This window comes from Lentzea albidocapillata subsp. violacea, from assembly GCF_900100275.1.
GTDB lineage: Bacteria > Actinomycetota > Actinomycetes > Mycobacteriales > Pseudonocardiaceae > Lentzea > Lentzea violacea.
On sequence record NZ_FNET01000012.1, the window covers coordinates 38,696 to 57,607 of the forward strand.

Sequence of the window (18,912 nt, forward strand, 5' to 3'; positions counted from 1 at the left end):
CTACGATCGAAGTCGTGAATCGACCTGTCGCAGTTGTGACCGGAGCCAGCGCGGGCATCGGCGAGGCCATCGCGCGGCGGCTCGCCGCCGAGGGCTTTCACGTCGTGCTCGGCGCACGTCGTCTGGACCTTCTCCACGTTATCGCGAAGGAGATCGACGGGACGGCCATCGAGCTGGACGTCACGGACGAGACCTCCGTCGCCGCCTTCGCGGACCGGGTACCCGAAGCGAACGTGCTCGTGAACAACGCGGGCGGTGCGCGTGGGCTCTCGACCGTGGCCGAGGGGGTCGCGGACGAGTGGCGCTGGATGTGGGAGGCGAACGTCCTCGGCACCCTGCTGGTGACCAAGGCGTTCATCCCGAAGCTGATCGCGTCCGGGGACGGGCACATCGTGTCCGTGACGTCCATCGCGGCGTACGAGGCCTACGACAACGGATCGGGCTACACGAGCGCCAAGCACGCCCAGTCAGCGCTGCACCGCACGTTGCGCGGCGAGCTGCTCGGTCAGCCGGTGCGGATCACCGAGATCCAGCCGGGCATGGTCGAGACGGACTTCTCGGCGAACCGGTTCGGTGGCGACACCGAGCGCGCGGCCAAGGTCTACCAGGGCATCACGCCGCTGGTCGCGGACGACGTGGCGGACGTGGTCGCGTTCGCCGTCACCCGGCCCTCGCACGTGAACCTCGACACCATCGTGCTCAAGCCGAGGGCCCAGGCCTCCGCGACTCGGGCACACCGGGAGTGAGCAACTCGACGTCGAGCTGACGCAGGACGGGCTCGATGGGGTTCGCGAACCCTGCCCAGAAGGATCCCTCAGAGCCCGATCCGGCGACGTAAAGGCCCACGACGAAGTTGCCGGCGTCGACCAGCACGGCGCCGGAGTCACCGTGGTCGCCGAAGCGTTCGGACGAGTGCACGCGGATCTGGTCGCGCAACGTCCGCACGCCGATCCCGTCGCCGAAGTCGAGCCGCAGCGTCGAGTCCGTGGACTCGATCACGCCGTACGTGAGTCCGGTGGTGCGGCCGCGTTTGCGCACGGTCGAGCCGATCTTCGCCCTGGCACTGCCCACGACCGCGCCGATGTCGAGCACCTCCGCGCGGAACGGCCTCACGCCCATCCGCAGCCCTGCCGCCGACACCGCGCCCGCGAGCGCCGCCCGGTCCAGCACGGCGATCCGGTCGGCGCCGGGCACCCCACCGTCCACTCTGGACGGATGCAGGAACTCGTCGCCCACCGCCCACGCGTCGTCGACGCAGCCGACGTGGAACGCGGTAAGCCCCAGCACCTTCCCCGGCTCGTCGCGCGTGACGACGAACGCGCCGAGCGTGCCCGCGATCACGTACTCGCCGGCACGCTCGACCTGTGGCGGCACGACCCTGAACGACCTGGCCGGGCCGATGCCGATGCCACCCCGCAGCACCTGATGCCGTTCCGCCGCAACGGGTTGCTCGTCCTCGGTGCGGCTGATCCTGGCCCGGTGCAGCACGATCGACTCCGCGACCACGTCGGTCGGCACGCCGCCGACCTCCGCCGGGATCTGCCGCGGATGCTCAGGTCCCTTGGCGCACACGTAGACCACGATCGCGGCCCTGCCCGTCGGACGGCCGCGGGTGACCTTCTCACCGATGTCGACGCCGATCACACCCGGCCGGGACAGGAACTCGTCTTCGACCATGCGCTTGACCGGCCTGACGACCTCACGCGCGTTCTCGTCGAGGTAGCTCATGGCGACCCCCGTTTAGCGGTCCTACCTCAATGAAACACGCCAGGTAGCGATTCGTCACACGGAGTCACCCGGACGGCCTCAGGGCCTGTATCGGGTTCTGGTTCGATGAGAGCTGCGCTTGAGGTGGTTCCTGGTGGTGCGGCCGGATGGCCCGCATACCGGTGTTGTATGTGGGTCGTCCGGCCGTGCCGCCAGGGGCCGCCTCGGGCCCGGCTATCGCGGACCAGAACCCGATACAGGCCCTAAAGCTGAACGCCCACGAAGACCGGTTCCGGGTGCAGTTCCACACCGAACGCGGCCCGTACGCCGTCGCGCACCTCACGCGCCAGGTCGAGCAGGTCCTCGGTCGACGCGCCGCCGCGGTTCGTCAGCGCCAGCGTGTGCTTGCCGGACAACGACACCCGGCCGCCGGGACCCTGGTGGCCCTTGCGGAACCCCGCGCGTTCGATCAGCCACGCGGCGGAGAGCTTCTTCTGGCCGTGGCCCGCCGGGTAGCTCGGCACGTCGACGTCCGCGCCCAGGCGTTCGGCGATGCGGATCAGCACGCCGTTGAACGTCGAGTCGTCGATGATCGGGTTGGTGAAGAACGAGCCCGCGCTCCACGTGTCGTGGTCGGTGGCGTCGAGCACCATGCCCTTGCCGCGCCGCAGTTCCAGCACGGCCTTGCGGGCCTCGTCCGCCGGTACGCGATCACCTTGCGCCACACCGAGAACACGCGCCAGCTCGCCGTAGCGGATCGGCACGGACATGCCGCCGGCGGTCAGCGAGAACCTGGTGCGCAGCACGACCGCGTTGTCCGTGCCCTTGAGCACACTGGTGCGGTAGTCGAGGCCCAGCTTGGCGGCGGGCACCTGGTGCACCTTGCCGCTGCGGCGGTCGAGAAGATCCACCGACTGCAGCACCTGGGAGATCTCGACGCCGTACGCGCCGACGTTCTGCACGGGCGTGGCGCCGTTGAGGCCGGGGATGCCGGACAGGCACTCGAGCCCGCCCAGGCCCTGCGCGACCGCCTCGGCGACGACCGCGTCCCACTCCTCGCCCGCCTCGACGGTGAACTGGACGATGCCGCCGCCCAGCGGGTCGAGCCGGAAACCCTTGGTGGCGACGTGCACGACCGTGCCGTCGAAACCGCCGTCGGAGATCACGAGGTTGGAGCCGCCACCGAGCACGAGGACCTTCTCGTCGGCGGCGGCGTCGGCTGTTCGCACGGCTTCGACCAGATCGGCGGCGGTCGTGGCGTGGACGAACCGCGCGGCCGGGCCACCGAGTCGGAGCGTGGTGCGCTCGGCCAGAGGTACGGACTGCGTGGTGGTCACAGACGTCAACGGTAGCCTCCGCGACATGGCACGCCGCATCGAGCACCACACCACGTCACCCCATTCGGCGGAGAAGGTCTACGGCGCGATGGTCGACGAGACCTATCTGCGGGACCGGCTGGCCGCGATCGGCGGCAAGGACGCCCAGCTCGTGACGTACTCCAGCACCGGCGAGAAGACGTCGTACCAGCTCAAGCAGGGCGTGCCCGCGGAGCACGTGCCGTCGGCGGTCAAGGCTGCGCTCGGTGGCGACCTGGTGATCCAGCGCACGGAGACGTGGGCGGCGGGCGCCGGCACGGTCGAGGTGGCGGTCAACGGCGTGCCCGGCCGCCTGGAGGGCTCGTTCACCGTCCTGGACAACGGATCCGGCTCGAAGCTCACCCTCTCGGGGGAGGTCAAGGTCAGCATCCCGTTCCTCGGCGGCAAGATCGAGAAGCTGATCGCCGAGCAGGTCGCGGTGCTGCTCGACAAGGAGAACGAGTTCACCTCCCAATGGCTCGCAAACCGCGGCTAGCCGCCGGCCGGGCCCGCGCGCTCGGCGTTCCGACCCGCGGCACGACCAACCCGAACCGCCTGCGCCGGGTCGACCGGTGGATGACCGGGACGCTGTCCGGCTTCCTGCTGGACGCGGCCGATCCGCTCGTCGTCGACCTCGGGTACGGGGCCACACCGATCACCACCGTCGAGATGGCCGCGCGGCTGCGGACCGTCCGTCCCGACGTGCGCGTGCTCGGGCTGGAGATCGACCAGGACCGGGTGGACGCGGGCAAGGCCGTCTCGGATCCGCCCCTCCTGGACTTCCGGCGCGGCGGCTTCGAACTGGCCGGCGCGCGACCGGTGTTGTTGCGCGCCTTCAACGTGCTGCGCCAGTACACCGAAGAGCAGTCGTTCGAGGCGTGGGACACGATGCTGTCGCGGATGGCTCCCGGCGGGTTGATCGTCGAGGGCACCTGCGACGAGATCGGGCGCCGGTGCACCTGGGTGACGCTGTCCGCCGACGGGCCCCTGCGGTTCACGCTGGCGTGCAAGCCGTCCGGCATCGACGTGCCGTCCGACCTCGCCGAGCGGCTGCCGAAGGCGTTGATCCACAAGAACGTGCCGGGAGAGCGCGTGCACGCGTTGCTGACCGACCTGGACGCCTGCTGGGCCACCGCGGCGCCGTTCGCGCCGTTCGGGCCTCGGGCGCGGTGGGTGGAGTCGGCGCGGCTGCTGCGCGAACGCGGCTGGCCGGTGCTGGACGACCGGCGCCGGTGGCGGCTCGGCGAAATCACGCTCGAATGGGCGGCCGTCGCGCCCTAGTGTGTGGTTCGTGGACTTCGTCGCGCAGATCGAGAACCAGGCTTCGTTGATGCGTTCGGCCGCCGTGAAAGCCGGTCCGGACGCCGACGTCCCTTCGTGTCCTGAATGGACGGTGCTCGACCTGGTCCGGCATATGGCGGAGGTGCACACGTGGGCCGCGCGGGCCGTCGTGACCGCACCGGAAGAGGGCCGGCCGAAGTGGCCGAAGTCACCGGAGGGCTTCGACGAGACGCTCTCCTGGTGGGAGGCAGGGCTTTCCACGCTGCTGGACCGGCTGCGCGAGGTGCCGGCCGACCGTGCCGCGTGGACGTTCCACGGCCCGCAGCTCGCCGGTTTCTGGGCACGCAGGCAGGCGCACGAGACGTCGATCCACCGACTGGATGCCGAGCTCGCGACCGGGCACGAACTGCCGGCTCTGGTGTTCGACCCGGAGTTCGCCGCGGACGGCGTCGACGAGTACCTCACCGTCCTGGTGGCCCGCCGGATCGAGCTGGGCTACCCGGTCACCGCCACCGGCCGGCTCCTGGTGCACGCCGCCGACGCAGGCCGCACCTGGGAGGTCAGGCTGACCGAGGGCGAGCCGCTGGTGGTCACCGCACCGCAGGACTCGGCCTTCGACGAGGACGCCACCCTCGCGGGCACCGCGGACGCGATCTACCGAGCCGTCTACGCCCGGCCGGGTCACGCGATTGTGACGGGAGACGAGTCGCTGTTGGCGGCGCTGCCCAGGCCGTGAATACTTCTGCGGCGTGTCATCGCCTGAACGTCGCTATGTGATCACCTTCGGCTGCCCGGACCGCACCGGCATCATCGCGAGGATCTCGTCGTTCCTCGCGGAGAACGGCGGCTGGATCGTCGAGGCCGCCTACCACACCGACCCGGAGACGGGCTGGTTCTTCACGCGCCAGGAGGTCCGCGCGGACTCCCTGCCGTTCGGCGTGGACGAGCTGCGCTCCCAGTTCGCCGACGTCGCCGCCTCGCTGGGCGCGCAGTCGACCTGGACGGTGACCGACACGGGCGCACGCAAGCGCGTGGTCATCCTGGTGTCGAAGGAAGGCCACTGCCTGTACGACCTGCTGGCCCGCGTCGCGACCGGCGAACTGGACGTCGAGGTGTCCGCCGTCATCGGCAACCACCCGGAGCTAGGCGACATCACGCGCGCGCACGGCATCCCGTTCCACCACATACCGTTCCCGGCCAACGACCCCATGGGCAAGCAGGCGGCGTTCGCCCAGCTCCGTCAGCTGGTGGAGAAGCACGACCCGCACGCCGTGGTGCTGGCCCGCTTCATGCAGATCCTGCCGCCGGAGATCTGCGCCGCCTGGACCGGCCGCACGATCAACATCCACCACAGCTTCCTGCCGTCGTTCATCGGCGCGCGCCCGTACCACCAGGCGCACCGCCGCGGCGTGAAGCTGGTGGGTGCGACGTGCCACTACGTCACGGCCGACCTGGACGCCGGTCCGATCATCGAGCAGGACGTGATGCGCGTGGACCACGGCGACTCGGTGGCGGACATGGTGCGCAAGGGGCGTGACATCGAGAAGGTGGTGCTGGCGCGCGGGTTGCGGTGGCACCTGGAGGATCGGGTGCTGGTGCATGGCAACCAGACGGTGGTTTTCTAGGAAAGACCACCGCAACCGGCGCGGACGTCAGATCTTGTTCGCGGCTCTGCCCACCGCCTCCACCAGCCACCCCGCGTCCTCCGCCGACATCACGGCGGGCGGGGTGAAGCAGACCGTCCGCCCCCGGAAGTCCGCGAGCACCCGCGACCGCAGCAACTCACCGGTGAACACGTCGGCGGCCCGCTGATCCGGCAGCTCCACGCCGAGCAACAGCCCCCGCCCAGTCGCGTGCGCCTTGCCGGCGACGACAGCGCGCAGCCCGAACAACAGCTCGTCCCCGAGCAGCTTGGCGCGTTCGACCAGGCCCTCGGCGGCCGTGACGCGCAGGCAGGCGTTCACGGCGGCGGAGGCCAGCGGTGACACGGTTTCGGAGCCGCGCAGCAACGGCACCTCGACCTCGGCCGAGGCGACCACGGCGGCGATCGGGAGCACGCCGCCGGACAGGCCCTCGCCGACCAGCATGATGTCCGGCGTCACGCCGTCCAGGTCCACGCCCCACCACACGCCGAGGCGGCCCAGGCCGGAGCGCGTCTCGTCCACGACGAGCAGGGCGCCGGACTCGCGGCACACCTCGGCCACGGAGCTCAGGTAGCCCGTCGGGGGGAGTGTGGCGCCGCGGACCGGTTCGACGAGCACGCACGCTGGTGGTCCGGAGGCCAGGGTGGCGCGCAACGAGTCGATGCCGCCGTACGGGACGTCGCCGGTGGTCAACACACGTGGGCGGCCGTTCGCCTGTGCGAGGGCCACGGCGAACTGGGCTGCCTCGGAGGCCGAGGCGAAGGTGTGGACGTGGTCGAGCCCGTTGGGGGTGACCAGGTCGAGCATCAGGCGGTCCAGCAGCGACGGCCGGCGCACCTGGCCGACGACGGCCTGCACGACGGCCGGGTGGGCGTGGCCGAGCAGGGGGACTCCGTACCCACCGCAGTCCAGGTACTCGACGCGGTGGGGATCTACGACTCGGGCGCCTCTGGCGGCGCATCCGCTCAGCAGTTCGGTGGCCATGGCGGGGAACCTTTCCTGGGCAGCGCGGCCCGCGGCCGCTCGTCTCGGGACGGCGAGCGGACCTCAGTTCCCACAAACTCATTCGGATTCCACGGCGCGTTGGTTCGCCTGGGGCATAGGCTTTTTCCCGTGCGGATCGAAATCACCGACCTCGACCAGCTGCGGGCAGCCCCTGACCTGCGCAGAGCCGTCATCATCGGACTGGACCTCACTCGCGAGGACGTGCGGGTGCCGTTCGACGGGGCGCTGCTGCTCGGCTGCACCCTCAGCGAGACGATGCAGCGCAGGGCGGAGGCCGCGGGAGCGCTGGTCTTCCCGGTCATCCCGGACCTGCCCTACGACGTCTACCGGTCGAAGCTGTACACGCCGGCGGAGCTGTTCGCGGGCTTCGACCCGGCCGACCCCAAGTCGTACGCCGACACCCCGGACGCGGTGATCTACCAGCACAGCAGGCAGCAGGGCCACCACCCGGACCCGTTGCACGCGCTGGCCGAACGCCTGCACGACCACTCGATCACCGAGGCCCTCGACGAGACGCTGACGGGCTCGCCGGTCGCGGTCATGGGCGGCCACGCGCTCGCCCGCGGCTCCGACGGCTACCGCAACGCGGTCGCGCTGGGCGCCGCACTGGGCAACGCGGGCTTCACCGTGCTGACCGGCGGCGGACCGGGCGCGATGGAGGCCGTGCCGCTCGGCGTCCGGCTCGGCGAGGTCAACACCGACGTCCTCGGCACCATCGCGCAGGCCCCGACGTTCGGCAACGACGACGAGTCGATCGGCAGGTGGCTCGCGACGTTCCCGGAGGTCCGCAGCTTCGACACCCCACGCACGATCGGCATCCCGACGTGGTTCTACGGCCACGAGCCGCCCAACCCGGCCTGCGAGCTGCACGCGAAGTACTTCGCGAACTCGGTGCGCGAGGAGGGCCTGCTGACGGTCGCGACCGGCGGCATCGTCTACACGCCGGGCAAGGCCGGGACGGTCCAGGAGGTCTTCCAGGACTTCACGCAGAACTACTACGGCAGCGTCGGCCCGGCCGCGCCCATGATCTTCCTGGGCAAGGCCTTCTGGACCGACGAGATCCCGGCCGCGCCGCTGGTGATGAAGCTCGCGGAGGGCCGGGAGGCCGAGCAGTGGATCCTCGTCACGGACGACGTGGACGAGGCGATCGAGCTTCTGTCGAAGTACCAGTCCTAGCGCGCCAGATCAGGCAGGACCTCGGCCCCGGTGAGCTTCATCAGCACGTCACCGGGGATGAGGATCTTGCTGCCGCGAATGCCGCTGCCCACGATCAGTTCGGGGGCGGCGGCCACCTCGGGCGAGACGAGGATCGGCCAGTCCGCGGGCACACCGATGGGCGTGATGCCGCCGTACTCCATCCCGGTCAACGCCACGGCCTCGTCCATCGGCGCGAACGACGCCTTGCGCGCGTCGAGCCGCTTGCGGATGACACCGTTCACGTCCGCACGCATGGTCGCGAGCACCATGCAGGCCGCATAACGGACCTGGTCACCGCGCTTGCCCGCGACGACCACGCAGTTCGCCGACGCTTCGAGCGGCGAACCGTAGTGCGCGCAGAACTCCGCGGTGTCGGCGAGAGAAGCGTCGATCGGAGCGACGGCGACACGGTCAACGCCGTCCAACATCTTCAGCGCCGTCGCGACCGGTTCGGGCACGAGGTCGAGACGAGACAACACGGGTACGGGTTCCAGCGACCCAGCGATGGTCCACACCTCGACCATCCTGCCAAACTCCCTTTGACTTTGACGCAACGTCAACCCTTACCTTCATTTCAGAGCGCGAAGGGGGAACCGAAATGGCCTGGTCGATCGCCCAGGTGGCCCGGATGTCGAAGGTGACGTCCAGGACGCTGCGGCACTACGACTCGATCGGGCTGCTGCCGCCGGCCTGGATCGGCGACAACGGTTACCGCTACTACGAGAAGGAACAGGTGCACCGCCTGCAGCAGATCCTGCTGCTGCGCGACCTGGGCCTGGGCCTCGACGTGGTGGCGAAGATGCTCGACGGCACGGACCAGCTGACCGTCCTGCGCAACCACCACCGGTGGCTGCAGGGTGAACGACAGCGGCTGGACCGGCTCGCGAGCACCGTCGCGCGGACTATCGCAGAACTGGAAGGAGGGGACGAAGTGAAGATGGAAGAGCTGTTCGACGGCTTCGACGCCAAGAAGCAGGAACGGCACGAGGCCGAGCTCGTCGAGCGCTACGGCGAGGGGGTCAAGGAGCACCTCGCCGAGAGCAGGGCAAAGCTGAAGACCTGGACGCGCGCCGACGCGGACCAGTTCATGGCCCAGTGGCGGGAGATCGCCGAGGAACTCGGTGCGCTGTTCACCGCGGGCACGGCGATCGACGCTCCGCAGACGCAGGAGCTGGTCGACCGCCACTACCGCTGGATCTGCCTGAGCTGGACGCCCAACCGGGAGTCCTACCAGGGTCTCGGTGACCTCTACGTCGACTCGGACGAGTTCCGGGGCAACTTCGAGGTCGGTGGCGACAACATGGCCGAGTGGCTGCGTGACGCCATGAAGCACTACGCCGTGACGCGCCTCTAGAAGATCACCGGGAGCTGCAGATCCCGGTGATCACCCCAGTTCGAAAGCCTTCAGCGTCTCCCGGTTGAACGCCGGCAGGTCGCCGGGGTTGCGGGACGTCACGAGCGTCCACCCGTTCATGTCGCACACCCGGACCTCCTCGTCGGCCCAGTCACCGCCCGCGTTGCGGATGTCGGTCTGCAGGCTCGGGAACGAGGTCAGCATCTTGCCTCGCACCACGCCCGCCTCGACCAGGAGCCACGGCCCGTGGCAGATCGACGCGATCGGCTTGCCGGCGGCGGCGAGGGCCTTGACCAACTCCACCGCGTCGTTGTCCATGCGCAGGAAGTCCGCGTTCGCGACGCCGCCGGGAATCACGGCGCCGTCGTAGTCGTCCGCGAGCGCGTCGGCGAAGGTCGTGTCGACGGGGAACGCGTCGGCGGGCGTGAGGTGGTTGAAGCCACGTACTTCACCGAGCTTCGGCGCGAGCAGGCGCGGGACTCCGCCTGCCTTCTCGACGTGCGCCCACGGATCGGTGAGCTCGACCTGCTCGATGCCCTCTTCGGCCACCAGGAACGCGATCTTCTTCTGTTCAGCCATGCACTTCGGCTACCCGGCGAAGAAGGAGACCAATCGATGCCGGACCTCGGTCCGGTGCGTGATCATCGGTGCGGGTGAGTCGATCAGCCACAGCTCCCCGTTCGGGAACGCCGCGGCGGTCGCCTTGGCCACGTCCTCGGGGTGCAGCGGGTCGCCGACAGCGCCGATCACCAGCACGGGGGCGGACACCGCGGCCAGCACGGAGGCGTCGGGAACGGCGACCTGGCCGGGCAACTGCCCGGCGGCGGCCGCCAGCCTCGCCAGCGCCGCCCTGCGCTCGGCCACGTAGATCGGTGGCCCGACGGTCAGGTCGGACAGCTGCTGCAGCGTGAACGACCCGTGGCGCTGGTCCAGCACCGCGGGCAGCAGCAGGGCCACGCGGGCGAAACGATCGGGTTCGACGGACAGCAGCCGCACCAACGCGCCGGCACCCAACGACACGCCGACGGCCTGATCAGCGAGAACGGTGCCCAGATCGGCCGCGATCCGGCCGTAGTCCCAGTAACCCTCCGGCGCGTCCGGGGCGTCGCCGTGCGAGGGCAGGGTCACCACGACGCGGGTGCCGGGCAGCCCGGAGGCGGGGATTCTCGCCTCACCGGGCGTGGCACCGAGACCGTGGGCGACCAGGGTGACCGGTGAGCCGGAGCCGTACGAGCGGGTGATCACCAACGCGGGCCGCGCTGCACCTCGATCAGCTTCGGGCGCACGTCCACCATGTACACGAGCACCGCGATGAGGCCGGCCAGCCAGAAGATCGACCCGACCCCGCCGGGGCCGAACAGCAGCAACGCCGCCGTGCCGCCACCCGTGATGCCGAGCCAGGCGGGCTTGGTCATACGTTCGATCGCGGTGTACGCGTCGACGCGCTGGGTCAGCGCATGGAAGAACGCGAACAGCCCCATGATGCTGAACCCGAGGTCGAACACGAAGTACACGACGGTGTCGAGGTACCAGATGCTGAAGACCGGGATTTGGAACACGGAACCAGACTACGTGCACGTACGCCGGGAGGGGAGCAGCCCTCTCGGACTGCTCCCCTCCCGGTTGACTTCAGCGACTCACTTGGTGGTGTTCGGCGAGGCCGGCTTCTTGACCGCGGCGGTCGTGCCCGTGGTGCGGGTCGTCGTCGCCGGCTTGCGCGGCGCCGTGCGGTTCGCGGTCTTGCGGGTCGTGCTGCGCACCTCGTGCGCGGCGTCGCCACCGACCTCGACGATCTCCTCCGCCAGCTTCTCGGCGGCGTCCTCGACCTCGTGGGCGACCTTCTCGCCGACCGAGCGGGTGCGGCGGGTCACCTTGCCGAGGACGTCGTCCGCGAGCACGCGGGCGTCGGCGGCAGCGGATCCGGCGCGCTTCTGCGCGGCCTCGACGGCCTGCTCGACCTGCTCCACGGCCTGCTTGACCTGCGGCTGGGCCTTGATCTGCTCCAGCGTCTGCTCGCCCTGGTCGGCGAGGTAGGTGTACAGGTTCACCGCGGAGGCGGTGTAGGCGTCGACGAGCTTCTTGAGCTCGGCCGGCTGCAGCTTGTCGCGCAGGTCGTTCAGCTCGGTCGGGAGGTCCTTGGCCTGGGTGCGGGCCTCGTCGGCGCGCTCCTTGGCCTTGGTCAGGGCCTCGACGACCGCCTTGGCGGCGAGGTCACCGGCACCGAGCGCGGCGAGCAGCGCCTGGCGTGCGGCGTGGGCGCCCTGCTCGGCGGCCTTGCGAACGTCGTCCTGGGTGAGCTTCGGCATGGAGATCAGTCCTCCTTGTTGGTGGCGGTGTTCTCCCGCCTGAAAGATTCGTAGACGTCGAGCAGCACCTGCTTCTGCCGCTCGGTCAGATCGGTCGCGGCGACGATGGCGTCCGCCAACGCACCGCCTTCGCGCTGCTGGAGGATCCCGGCCTCGACGTAGAGCACTTCGGCCGAGATGCGCAGCCCCTTGGCGATCTGTTGAAGGATCTCCGCGCTGGGCTTGCGCAGTCCTCGCTCGATCTGGCTGAGGTATGGGTTGGAGACACCCGCCTGCTTCGCCAACTCCCGCAAGGAGATCTTGGCGGTGTTGCGCTGCTCGCGGATGTACTCACCGATGTTGCGGCCGAGGTCCGCGACTGCCTTGTCGATGGACTTGTCCACTGTTCCTGCTCCCGTTCCTCGTGCCACCAACCACGTTAGCGACGAGTGCTAGCAGTTGCAAGCACCCTGCTAGCAATCGCTGCGTGTGCTCCGCCACAGGGATACCGTGGGAGGTGACATGGACGACGCCGGGGCCTTGCGCACCGAGCTGGCGAACCACCTGCTCGGCACTGGAGCGCTGCGCGATTCCCAGTGGCACAAGGCTTTCCAGGCCGTCCCGCGGCACGAGTTCCTGCCGCGCTTCTACCGCCAGCTGCACAGCGGCGACTGGGAACCGCTCACCGCGAGCAACCCCGGCTGGCTGGAGCTCGTCTACGCCGACCGGGTGTGGGTTACCCAGTTCGACGGCGATGACACGGCGACCGGCGGCACACCGACCTGCTCGTCCAGCATGCCCACGATCATGGCGATCATGCTGGAGGCACTGGACGTCCACACCGGACAGTCGGTGCTCGAGGTCGGCACGGGCACGGGGTACAACGCGGCCCTTCTGTGCCACGCCTTGGGGTCGGGCAACGTGACCACGATCGACGTCGACCCGGAAATCTCGCGACGAGCACGCGAACGCCTGCACGGCAACGGTTTCCACCCCACCTGCGTGACGGGCGACGGCGCGCTCGGTCACCCGGGCCGCGCACCGTACGACCGCGTGCTGGCCACCTGCTCCGTCGCGACGATCCCGCTCGCCTGGCTGGAGCAGACGAGGCCGGGCGGCCTGGTGGTCACGACGCTGCACCGCCCGATCGGCGCCGGCCTCGTCCGCATCGTCTCCCACGGCGACGGCACCGGCGAGGGGAGTGTGCTCCCCGAGGACGGGCGCTTCATGCCGTTGCGCGCCCACGCCCGCAGACCGGCGCCGGCCGGAGCAGGCGCGTTCGAGCGGCGCACCACCACGCTGCCGTTCGACACCGTGCTCGACCCGGCCAGTCCGTTCGAGTTCTTCGCGGGCATCTCACTGCCGGACGTCGTCGCGGGGCCCAGCTGGTTGGCCCATTCGGACGGGTCCTGGGTGCACCACCACGGTTCCCACGTCGACCAGGGCGGCCCGCGCCGGCTGTGGGACGTCGCGGAGGACGCGCTCGTCGCCTGGCGTGACCTGGGAAAACCCCGCCGCAGCCAGTTCGGGATCACCATCGGGCCCGACGGCCAGCACCTGACGCTGGGTGATCTCCGGTGGCAGCTGTGATCAACAACCAAACGTCACGACACGGGTCACTGAATCGACCCCGAGCGAATGCGGTGCGTCATGATGCGACGCATGTCCAGATTCCGTCAGCAGGCGTTGCTGACCGGTTGCGTGCTGACCGCGGTCCTCACCGCGGCCGGGCTGTTCGTAACCGACCACGGCATCAACCCGCACCTGTGGCTGATCGTGCTCGCGCTGGCGTTCCTGGGCTTCCTGGCTTTACTCGATCCGTGGGTGCGGCGCAGGCACAACGCCGAGCTGAGCACCGACGAGCACCTCGACGCGGCGTGCCGCGCGCTTGCCGTCGGCCTGCAGTCGCAGTGGAACGAGGAGGTCCGTTCGCGCGGCCTCACCGATCCCGACCTGCTCGACCTGCACTGGATCGCGCCCGAACTGGACGTGAGCGACGAGCCGGACGCGCCGCCGGGACGCAGCGACGCGGTGGTGGGCGCGTTCGAACGGCAGATCAACCGGCGCATGGTGATCATCGGCGAGGCCGGCACCGGCAAGTCGACCGTCGCGATGCTGCTGACGTGCGGCCTGCTGGACCGCTACGACGGCGGCATGGTGCCGGTGCTGCTGCCCCTGTCGACGTGGAACCCGGCGGTCGAGGACATCCGCACGTGGCTCACGCGCAGGCTCTACGAGGACCATCCGGCGTTGCGCAACACCGAGCTGTACGGCAGCTACGCCGGTGACCTGCTGATCGAGCAGCACCTGGTCCTGCCCGTGCTCGACGGTCTCGACGACATCCCCGCGCACCAGCGCGCGGACGCTCTGGAGCGGATCGCCAAGGCGTTTCCGGCCAAGCGCCCGCTGGTGCTGACCTGCCGCACGCACGAGTTCGCGCAGGCCGTCGACCTCGCCGGACCGCTGCCCGGCGCGGACGTCGTCGAACTGGCCCCGCTCGACTTGGACGAGGTCGCCGCCTACCTGCGGGCGAGCGCCGACAGCTGGGGCGCGGCGCGCTGGGAACCGGTGTTCATCCAGCTGCGTGAGGAACCGGACGGCAGGCTCGCGGACGCGTTGTCGACGCCGCTCACGATGTGGCTCGCCAGCATGGTCTACGCGGACAGCGAGGCCGAGCCGACCGAACTGCTCGACCGCGGCCGCTTCCCGGACCCGCGGGCGATCTCCGACCACCTCTGCGACGAACTGGTGTCGCGGGCGTTCGGCAACAGGGCGTTCGCGCACCACGCCAAGGCCACGCAGGTCTGGCCGCGGGACCGGGCGCGCAAGTGGCTCGAGTTCCTGGCCCACGAGATGCGTGATCGCGGCATCCGCGAACTGGCCTGGTGGGAGCTGCGCCGGTCGGTCGGCAGCACGTGGCTCGCCGTGCTCGGCGCGCTGGTGCTGGGCGCGATCGGCGGGTTCGGCGTCGGCTGGCTGATGGCGTACTCGATCACGCCGTCGCTCGCCCCGATCACCGGACTGGTCGCGGGCATCGGCGTCGGCGCCGCCGCGCTGACCGCGTCCCACGAACGCAAAGCCAAGCCCCGGCTGGGGATCTGGCGCAGTCTGCTGCTCGTGCCCGGTGTTCTCGGACTCGCCGCCGGGCTCGTTTTCGGCGCCCTGTACGGACTTTCCGCCGGACTCGTGGTCGGGCTCGGTCTCGCCGTCGCGACCGCGCTGCGGTTCGCGTTGTCGAGCGCCGCCGAGCTGTCGCAGGCTTCCAGTCCTCAGTGGACGATGGCGCGCGACCGGATCGCCGTCTGGACCGGATCTCTCGTGCTGGCCGTGGTGTTCGGGTCGGCGGCGGCGCTGGTGTTCGGCCCCGCCCAGACCGGCATGGTCGGGCTGGGGCTCGCGTCCGGGCTGATGCTCGGGTTCGCGCTGGCCGTGCTGCACCTGCGCTGGTGGTGGTTCACCGTCGCGCGGATCTGGCTGGCACTGCGTGGAAAGCTGCCCTGGGAGCTGATGGTGTTCCTGGAGGACGCGCGCAAGCTCGGCGTGCTCTGCCGGGCGGGAGCCTGCTACCAGTTCCGGCACGGACTGGTGCAGGACCGCCTGGCAGAGCACGAGATGACGTCCAGGACTACTCGGTCCGCAGGCCCAGTGCTCCGGTCGCCCTTCTCAGCGAAGGCAACGTCAGAGCAGTGACCAGCACGACCAGCCCCACCGAGATGCCGGTGACGAAGCCGATGCCCTCCCAGTCGTAGTGGACCTCGGCGTCGAACGTCCTCGTGACCAGCACTCCGAGCAGGATGCCGGTGCCCACCGACACCGCCGTGGAGATCACCAGCGGGATGGCGTTCTGCCACACCAGAGACCGGGCGAGTGTGCCGCGCGGCACGCCGCTGGCCGCCATCGCCGCGAGCGGACGGCGACGTTCCCGCACCTGCTCCAGCCCCACGACCAGCAGTGACGCCCCCGCGAGCAGCAACGTGATCAGCGCGGCCCCGTAGAGCGCCCTGCGCACCGCCAGGAAGACCTGCTCGACCTCGGACGAGTTGTCCTGACCGAAGAAGACGGTGTGCAGCCGCCACGAGTAGGGCGCGAGCGCGTTGCGCACGTGCTCCGCGACGTCCGGCCGCGTCAGGTCCATCTCGGCCTGGATCTCGGCGTACGCGTGGGTCAGGTCGAGGTTCGCGGCTGCGGCCGGGGTGGCGAAGATCCCGAGGCGGGTACCGGTCCTGCGCTCCAACGCCGGCACCGTCCAGGTGCCGCCGGTCTCCTCGAACCGGAGAACGTCACCGGTCTTGGGATCGCCGAGACCGTTGCCGGTCGGCACTAGGTAGGTCTTGCCGTCCGTGCAGTCCGCGAGGTCCACCACCGTCTTGAGCGCGGCGCACGTTCCGACCGCGATGGTGGTGTAGTCGTTGTCGGGTGTCGTCGCGTAGGTGCGCAGCAGGCTCTGCACTCCGACCACGCCCGGTGTCCTGGCCAGCACGTCCGGCAGGTCCGGAAGCGGGGTGGTCTCGTTCACCGTGATGCTGAGGGAGTTCGTGTTCGCCGACCGCGTGTCCTCGGCCTTCACGTCGTTCTCGACGCCCGCGAGGATCACCTGCAGCGTCACGGTGCCCGCGAGCACGACCGCCACCCCGCCGACGACCCGTGCCGCCGTACCCGCGTCGAGCTGCAACCGGCGCACGGCCAGCTGCAACGCGGGCGTGGCACCGCTCATCCGGTGCACGGCCCGTTCGACCAGCCAGGGCAGCAACGCCGGGACGGCGAACATCAGCAGGACGACGCCGGCGATGATCGGCCACTCCTCCGGCTTCGCCTGCCCGCCGAACTTGCCGAACTGGCTCGCCAGCAGCGCGACACCGGCCAGGGCGGGCACGACCCGCCACCACAGCCTGCGCCGCACCGGCTTCTGCTCGCGGACCACGCCGAGCGGTTCGACGATCGTGCGGCGCATGGCGAACACCGAGGTCAGCACTGCCAGAACCGGCACCGAGATCACCACGACGAACGTCAATGGCAACGTCGGCGTGAGGTCGCTCGGGAACACCGCCGCCTCGGGGAGAGGGATGTCGTCGGCGAGCGGCCTGATCGCGAACATGAGCCCGAACCCGACGACGAGCCCCACCACCGCACCGGCCAGCGCCTCACCGGACGCGATCAGCCGCACCCGTGTCGCACCGGCACCGACCAGCCGCAACGCCGCCAGCCGGCGATCACGCTGAGCTGCGGCCAGCCTGGTCGCGACGCTCACGAACACCAGCACGGGGAACAGCAGCACGACCGCGCCGACGATGCTGAGCATCAGCAGGATCGTCGGCAACCCACCGCCGGAGTACTCCTGGCCGAACGCGTAGACCTGGTTGCCGTCGTTGCGCTGGATCTTGGAGTCGCCCGCGAGGAACCTGAGGTCCTGCGGCCCGTCCATGCCCTCCGGCGCGAACGTGCCGATGACCTTCTGCGGGAACCTCGGCCGCAGCAGTTCGCCCTCGGGGCTCGCCAGCAGCTCCGCGAGCCGCGGCGACACGATGATCTCGTCGTCCCCCGGCAGCCGTTCAATGCCGGGCGGCTTGGGCGCGTCCGCCACCAGGGCGCGCACGTACCCGCCCCTGACGTAGTCGGTCCGGTACGCGACCGACCCGTTCTCCAGCAGCAGCGGCGCCGCCCCGGCGCCTTTCTCCACGACGTTGCGGGCGTCTCCGCGCTGGTCGCGGTTGCCGAACGCCGTCGGGATCGACGCGGCGAGCAACAGCACCGCCACGCACATCCCGATGCCGGCACCTTGCAGCAGGAGCCTCACCCAGGACTTCCGGCTGCCCCCGACAGCCAGCCGGACGCCCAGGGCGAGGTCGCTGAGAACGCGGTTCACCTGACGAACTCCACGTCCCGTGAACGGCCATCGCGCACCACGACCTCGCGGTCGGAGTACGCGGCGACCCGCGGCTCGTGCGTGACCAGCACGACGGCCGCGCCCGTCTCCCTGGCCGCGGTCGTGAGCAGGTGCATCACCCGCTCGCCGTTGAGCGAGTCGAGGGCGCCGGTCGGTTCGTCGGCGAAGACCACCTTCGGCGACGTGACCAGCGCACGGGCCACCGCGACCCGTTGCCCCTGGCCACCGGAGGTCTCACCGGGCCGCTGGTCGGCGACCGTGTCGACCTCCAGCCGGGCCATCCACTCCTTCGACGCACGCTCGGCGTCCCTGCGCTTCATGCCGCTCAGGCGCAACGGCAGCGCGACGTTCTCCAGGCAGGTGAGCTCCGGCACGAGCTGGCCGAACTGGAAGACGAACCCGAACTCGGTGCGGCGCAGCTCGCTGCGGGCGCCGTCGTTCATCCCGGTCAGGTCGCGGCCGCGGTAGGTGACCGTGCCGGAGTCCGGCGGCAGGATGCCCGCGAGGCAGTGCAGCAGGGTGGACTTGCCGGACCCGGACGGGCCCATGATCGCGACGACCTCGCCCTCGCGGATCGAGATGCCGGCACCGTCCAGCGCGTTCGTCTTCCCGAACGACTTGTAGAGGCCCTCCGCGGTGAGCAGGGACGTCATCGGGCCATCTCCTCGGCGAGTTTGTCGAGGCGGGCCGCGGTCAGTTCGAGCCACCGCAGGTCCGCTTCGAGGTGGAACAGGGCGAAGTCGCAGATGAGCTGGTCGGCGAGGTCGCCGTCCGCCTTGCGCCTGGTCAGTTCGCGCATCGTGGTGAGGTGCGCGGCGCGTTGCGTGTCGAGCACCTCGGTCGCACTGCGGCCGGACAGCAGCGCCAGCACGACCTTCGCGTAGAGCGTGTTCTGCAGGTACGGCTCGGGCTTCTCCGGCGTGCCGAGCCAGCGTTCTACATCAGTGACCCCGGCGTCCGTGATCGCGTACCGCTTGCGCTCCGGGCCGTCGCCCGCCTCCACGCCCGCCTCGCTCACGAGGCCGTTCTTCAGCAGCCTCGACAGGGTCGAATACACCTGTCCGTAGTGCAACGGCCGGTCGTGACCAAAGCGCTCGTCATAGGCGCGCTTCAGGTCGTAGCCATGCCTTGGACCGCCTTCCAGCAGGCCCAACAGTGCGTGTCCGATCGACATGAGAGGCACTATACACACGAGGTATAC

The 18,912-nt window shown here is 70.1% G+C and carries 21 protein-coding genes; 9 read left to right on the forward strand and 12 right to left on the reverse strand.

Translation table 11 applies throughout. The features are described 5' to 3' along the window. The first annotated feature begins 14 nt into the window (after nt 1-14). Nucleotides 15-746, forward strand: coding sequence for an SDR family NAD(P)-dependent oxidoreductase (locus BLR21_RS25215; protein ID WP_090008934.1), 732 nt, complete (start codon nt 15-17; stop codon nt 744-746). On the opposite strand, the gene BLR21_RS25220 is transcribed toward BLR21_RS25215, so the two are convergent. Then, on the reverse strand, nt 700-1,728 hold the full coding sequence (locus tag BLR21_RS25220) for a chymotrypsin family serine protease (RefSeq protein WP_090008936.1): 1,029 nt from the start codon (nt 1,726-1,728) through the stop codon (nt 700-702). The genes BLR21_RS25215 and BLR21_RS25220 overlap by 47 nt on opposite strands. A 242-nt stretch (nt 1,729-1,970) precedes the next feature. After that, on the reverse strand, nt 1,971-3,071 hold the full coding sequence (locus BLR21_RS25225) for a UDP-N-acetylmuramate dehydrogenase (protein ID WP_256334918.1): 1,101 nt from the start codon (nt 3,069-3,071) through the stop codon (nt 1,971-1,973). Here BLR21_RS25225 and BLR21_RS25230 point away from each other — a divergent pair. Genes BLR21_RS25230 through purU form a run of 4 tightly spaced genes read left to right on the forward strand, consistent with a single transcriptional unit; the run spans nt 3,070 to nt 5,968 of the window. Next, entirely contained in the window at nt 3,070-3,558 is a 489-nt protein-coding gene (locus BLR21_RS25230) for a DUF2505 domain-containing protein (protein WP_176929780.1), read from the forward strand. The two genes, BLR21_RS25225 and BLR21_RS25230, sit on opposite strands and share 2 nt — an antisense overlap. Further along, nucleotides 3,537-4,343: an SAM-dependent methyltransferase gene (locus BLR21_RS25235; protein ID WP_090008938.1), complete on the forward strand. Its 807-nt coding sequence runs from the start codon at nt 3,537-3,539 to the stop codon at nt 4,341-4,343. Before BLR21_RS25230 ends, BLR21_RS25235 begins: the two co-directional genes overlap by 22 nt. 10 nt (nt 4,344-4,353) lie before the next feature. Then, nucleotides 4,354-5,079, forward strand: coding sequence for a maleylpyruvate isomerase N-terminal domain-containing protein (locus BLR21_RS25240; RefSeq protein ID WP_256334919.1), 726 nt, complete (start codon nt 4,354-4,356; stop codon nt 5,077-5,079). Nucleotides 5,080-5,092: 13 nt separating this feature from the next. Then, a complete protein-coding gene (purU, locus tag BLR21_RS25245; protein ID WP_090008940.1) occupies nt 5,093-5,968 on the forward strand; it encodes a formyltetrahydrofolate deformylase in 876 nt (291 codons plus the stop codon). A gap of 27 nt (nt 5,969-5,995) precedes the next feature. On the opposite strand, the gene BLR21_RS25250 is transcribed toward purU, so the two are convergent. Next, nucleotides 5,996-6,970 carry an aminotransferase class III-fold pyridoxal phosphate-dependent enzyme gene (locus BLR21_RS25250; RefSeq protein WP_090008942.1) on the reverse strand — a complete coding sequence of 325 codons (975 nt, stop codon included), beginning with the start codon at nt 6,968-6,970 and terminating at the stop codon, nt 5,996-5,998. 129 nt (nt 6,971-7,099) lie between these two features. Between BLR21_RS25250 and BLR21_RS25255 the strand changes: the two genes are divergently transcribed. Next, nucleotides 7,100-8,167: an LOG family protein gene (locus BLR21_RS25255; RefSeq protein WP_090008945.1), complete on the forward strand. Its 1,068-nt coding sequence runs from the start codon at nt 7,100-7,102 to the stop codon at nt 8,165-8,167. Here BLR21_RS25255 and BLR21_RS25260 read toward each other — a convergent pair. Next, nucleotides 8,164-8,712: a YbaK/EbsC family protein gene (locus tag BLR21_RS25260; RefSeq protein WP_090008947.1), complete on the reverse strand. Its 549-nt coding sequence runs from the start codon at nt 8,710-8,712 to the stop codon at nt 8,164-8,166. The genes BLR21_RS25255 and BLR21_RS25260 overlap by 4 nt on opposite strands. 74 nt (nt 8,713-8,786) lie before the next feature. Here BLR21_RS25260 and BLR21_RS25265 point away from each other — a divergent pair, with 74 nt between their 5' ends. Then, nucleotides 8,787-9,542, forward strand: coding sequence for a MerR family transcriptional regulator (locus BLR21_RS25265; RefSeq protein WP_090008949.1), 756 nt, complete (start codon nt 8,787-8,789; stop codon nt 9,540-9,542). A 30-nt stretch (nt 9,543-9,572) separates the two neighbouring features. Here the strand turns inward: BLR21_RS25265 and BLR21_RS25270 are convergent, their stop codons facing one another. From BLR21_RS25270 to BLR21_RS25290, 5 genes are all read right to left on the reverse strand, one after another. Then, on the reverse strand, nt 9,573-10,121 hold the full coding sequence (locus tag BLR21_RS25270) for a type 1 glutamine amidotransferase domain-containing protein (protein ID WP_090008951.1): 549 nt from the start codon (nt 10,119-10,121) through the stop codon (nt 9,573-9,575). Nucleotides 10,122-10,130: 9 nt separating this feature from the next. Continuing rightward, nucleotides 10,131-10,787, reverse strand: coding sequence for an alpha/beta fold hydrolase (locus BLR21_RS25275; RefSeq protein WP_090008952.1), 657 nt, complete (start codon nt 10,785-10,787; stop codon nt 10,131-10,133). Continuing rightward, nucleotides 10,784-11,077 carry a DUF2516 family protein gene (locus BLR21_RS25280; RefSeq protein WP_256334943.1) on the reverse strand — a complete coding sequence of 98 codons (294 nt, stop codon included), beginning with the start codon at nt 11,075-11,077 and terminating at the stop codon, nt 10,784-10,786. The genes BLR21_RS25275 and BLR21_RS25280 overlap by 4 nt, the downstream gene beginning before the upstream one ends. Nucleotides 11,078-11,179: 102 nt before the next feature. Then, nucleotides 11,180-11,848 carry a hypothetical protein gene (locus BLR21_RS25285; RefSeq protein WP_090008954.1) on the reverse strand — a complete coding sequence of 223 codons (669 nt, stop codon included), beginning with the start codon at nt 11,846-11,848 and terminating at the stop codon, nt 11,180-11,182. A 5-nt stretch (nt 11,849-11,853) separates the two neighbouring features. Then, nucleotides 11,854-12,231: a helix-turn-helix domain-containing protein gene (locus tag BLR21_RS25290; protein WP_030477927.1), complete on the reverse strand. Its 378-nt coding sequence runs from the start codon at nt 12,229-12,231 to the stop codon at nt 11,854-11,856. Nucleotides 12,232-12,349: 118 nt separating this feature from the next. On the opposite strand from BLR21_RS25290, the gene BLR21_RS25295 reads away from it, so the two are divergent. Together BLR21_RS25295 and BLR21_RS25300 are read left to right on the forward strand one after the other, a co-directional pair. Beyond that, complete coding sequence (locus BLR21_RS25295) at nt 12,350-13,417, forward strand: methyltransferase domain-containing protein (protein WP_090008956.1); 1,068 nt, start codon at nt 12,350-12,352, stop codon at nt 13,415-13,417. A gap of 72 nt (nt 13,418-13,489) precedes the next feature. Continuing rightward, nucleotides 13,490-15,517, forward strand: a complete 2,028-nt coding sequence (locus tag BLR21_RS25300; protein WP_256334920.1) for an NACHT domain-containing protein — start codon at nt 13,490-13,492, stop codon at nt 15,515-15,517. On the opposite strand, the gene BLR21_RS25305 is transcribed toward BLR21_RS25300, so the two are convergent. The 3 genes from BLR21_RS25305 to BLR21_RS25315 are packed head-to-tail and all read right to left on the reverse strand — an operon-like array spanning nt 15,453 to nt 18,885. Beyond that, nucleotides 15,453-17,690 carry an FtsX-like permease family protein gene (locus BLR21_RS25305; protein WP_090008960.1) on the reverse strand — a complete coding sequence of 746 codons (2,238 nt, stop codon included), beginning with the start codon at nt 17,688-17,690 and terminating at the stop codon, nt 15,453-15,455. The genes BLR21_RS25300 and BLR21_RS25305 overlap by 65 nt on opposite strands. After that, a complete protein-coding gene (locus tag BLR21_RS25310) occupies nt 17,687-18,364 on the reverse strand; it encodes an ABC transporter ATP-binding protein (protein ID WP_090008962.1) in 678 nt (225 codons plus the stop codon). The genes BLR21_RS25305 and BLR21_RS25310 overlap by 4 nt, the downstream gene beginning before the upstream one ends. Then, nucleotides 18,361-18,885: a PadR family transcriptional regulator gene (locus BLR21_RS25315; protein ID WP_090008964.1), complete on the reverse strand. Its 525-nt coding sequence runs from the start codon at nt 18,883-18,885 to the stop codon at nt 18,361-18,363. Before BLR21_RS25315 ends, BLR21_RS25310 begins: the two co-directional genes overlap by 4 nt. Nucleotides 18,886-18,912 lie beyond the last annotated feature (27 nt).